General features: G+C 46.2%; 3 protein-coding genes. All 3 read right to left on the bottom strand.

The genetic code is table 11. The features are described 5' to 3' along the window. Positions 1–129 precede the first annotated feature (129 nt). On the bottom strand, positions 130–489 hold the full coding sequence (locus EZV61_RS19330; RefSeq protein WP_131417679.1) for a hypothetical protein: 360 nt from the start codon (positions 487–489) through the stop codon (positions 130–132). A gap of 100 nt (positions 490–589) precedes the next feature. After that, positions 590–1,141, bottom strand: a complete 552-nt coding sequence (locus EZV61_RS19335; protein ID WP_131417681.1) for a hypothetical protein — start codon at positions 1,139–1,141, stop codon at positions 590–592. A gap of 267 nt (positions 1,142–1,408) precedes the next feature. Beyond that, positions 1,409–2,536, bottom strand: a complete 1,128-nt coding sequence (locus tag EZV61_RS19340) for an IS91 family transposase (RefSeq protein WP_131417683.1) — start codon at positions 2,534–2,536, stop codon at positions 1,409–1,411. Between the last annotated feature and the right edge of the window lie 467 nt (positions 2,537–3,003).

Below are 3,003 nucleotides of genomic sequence, written 5' to 3' on the forward strand. Positions count from 1 at the left end.
CGCTGGGCTATGAATGAATTTTTAAGGCTGGTTCACACCGCTGGACTGGGGGATTTATGAGGGGATCCTCCAGCGCCAGTGGTTGGTGGAGCGCAGCGTAACCAATCCACTGCGCGTACTTGTTACGTTTTAAACTCCGGAATATACCTTGGCCCTTTTGAAGCATTTATTAAAGAGCTTTATATCTGATAAAGAAAATTCTTCTATGCTCAATTTCTTTCTGGCGGTTTCGAAGTATGAGTATAATTCGCTCTCAAAATGTGATCCCTTTTTAATAAAGGCAGCATTATCTGCTTTATGGCTATCCCCATAACAAAGCCGTCCAAGGTTAGGTTCAAAAAAGAAGTCCATCGAACCTTGAATGGAAACCACAACAGTACCATCCCGATAAAGACAGATCTCAGAAATACTCTCCGGATAAACAGGAGGCTTTGGCCAACCTTTAAGCTCTGTGTATCCTGGGATGGACCTATCAAAAGGATCAGTCATTTATAGCTCTCGAACTGAAACGTAACGTCGCCATAAAAGGCGAGCAACTTGTTGCGAGTCCAGCGCTGAAAGCGCGAATTTTGATGGCTTTGTTAGCATTTTACGGTCCCCAAATACTACAATTCGGAAGCAGACGATTCAATTTACTAACACCAGACTCAGATATAGAGGTTTCAAATATATCCAAGTTTCGGAGTTTCTTAAGTTCAGCAACATACTCGATAACAACATCACTGAACTGGATGCCACGTAGCCGAAGATGATCTAGGTTGACGAAGCAAGTTAAAAGCCTAACATCTTCATCCTTCAGTGTACTGCGCATGATGTGTAATCCATCGATTTCTGGATAAGCAGTTATCTTCTGTATATCCTCAAGATTAACTTCGTTTCTAAAATAGATTCCTTCGACCTTGATATCAAATTCGTTTGATTCAACTATATCGGATTTTTTTTCCTGAGTTAGTCCATCCCAATTATGAGGAAGAATTGGTGCCCAATGCACACCTCCGCCAGCTCTTTTGGAAAGCTCGATCAACTCTAGTTCCTTTAAGGAAGCAGAGTGACTTAGGCGCAGGTTAAATTTTTCATCGAGTATTACATCACCTGTATCACACCTAGTCGTTGTACAGCTATATGGATAGATTCGATTCATGATTAATGCTAACGCCTTTGATAACAGGACCTATAACGCGCCCAAATAAAACCACCGCTCTCTGGGTGGTTCCTCGTTTATCAAACTTGTTGTACACCCGCACCGCCGTGGCTATGGACGAACAACGTTATCTATTACACTCACTATGCCGTGCTTTGCTAACTTAACGCAACACTCTGTTAATACTGAGCAACTCATAACTTGCGCTCGGTCAGATTGTCCCCACACAGCATTCCACCGCGCCAAAAACACAGTGCCGTATGTTGATTAAGCCGCATGATGAACAGGCACCTCCTTATCACCATGTATTAACGATGCCCCGCAAACATCACACACGCGGGGTACATCACAACCAATCAGGTAAGCCTGCCAACTGATAAATTCACCTTGGCTTACCTTTGACTGTCCAAGCTGCAGACGGGCACGGTTCAATTTCGTTCTTCCGCCTGCGCTGTATAGTCCCAGATAACGCACACTGCTCTTTCCGTGTTGCGGGGCATGCGCCAACCAGCGGCTAATGAATGTCGCCACCGGTAAACAGCTGACTTCACCTTTGCCACTGCGGTGGGATTGGTAACTGAACGTAACGTGGGTTTGACTGACATGCCGCAGTTGCTGGTTTCGCAAGGGGCCGCCTTTGATGTAACGCGCCAGATATTTCGCCACCCCACTGGCATGATCATAACGGGCACAACAATGAACCACCCAACACTTACGCCCTAACTGATTGCATAACTGTGTCATCGAACTGGCTGATCTGCCCTCCGGCAGCGTCAGTTCCTGCTCACTTAACGCTTGCTTTAGTCCCGCCAGTAACTTCCCCCGATACACCATCATCAGTGGCTTTTGTGGAAATAACACCGCTTTCTTAGGTTCACGCCATTGGCCTTGTTCGGTCAACCCGCCATGACTGATCAAACAATGCAGATGGGGATGTAAAGACAGATCGCGTCCCCACGTGTGTAAGGCCGACAATATCCCTGGCATCGCCGCTAAGTAGCGCGGATCTTTGGCAAAGGTTTTTAATGTGCTGTGGACGGCGTTAAACAACAGATCGGTCAAACGGCGTCGGTTAAAACGCCACAACCCATGCAGCTCACTAGGGAGGGTAAAGATCATATGATGATGAGGACAATCAAGTAGCACGGACTGGACGTGCTGCAGCCATCGTTCTTTAGGTAATCCGCTGCATTGTGGACAAGCACGATGCTTACAGGAGTTATACCAAACTCCCTGCACATGCCCTTGCGGGCAGCACTGAATATGCCCGCCTAATCGAGCGGTGCGACAATCACGAATACGGGAGACGGCACGCGCCTGATCCAGGCTCACACCATGGTGGCGGCGGTATTCATCGAAGTGCTGATCCAGCAGCGTTTGCAGTGTCCTTTTCATGGACTAAGCTATAGCAAACCACTGTTTATTTATCCAGCAATCTAGCTAAAAAAGACTTCCCCGAGGCCTGCCTCGGCGAGTACAACAGTGTATTAGGCTGAATTCTGCCTAAACATCAGCATCCAGCCTTTGATAATTTCCCCACTATAACGCGCTAAGTTTCCTACTATCAATGTGTTACATCACACACTCTCGTTTGACTTACTCTTGTCTGACATACAAAAAGAAGAATTGGGTTCTCAAGGGAACTAACATGCAGCAGATCCAGGCTGTAAAGGTCAATATATTCAACAAGATATAGATAATGAGTTCCGGCAAAGAAAGAATCACTTTTCCGTATAGAACCTAAAATCCTGGCAGATTTTGCCAACCTGACCTACAACTGTATATATATGGCCCTTCACTAATTAGAGTGGGTAGGTGCCAAGTCCAGCCCACCGAAATGAAACATAATTGCCCGCTTATAA

This window comes from Corallincola luteus (assembly GCF_004336975.1).
GTDB lineage: Bacteria > Pseudomonadota > Gammaproteobacteria > Enterobacterales > Neiellaceae > Corallincola > Corallincola holothuriorum.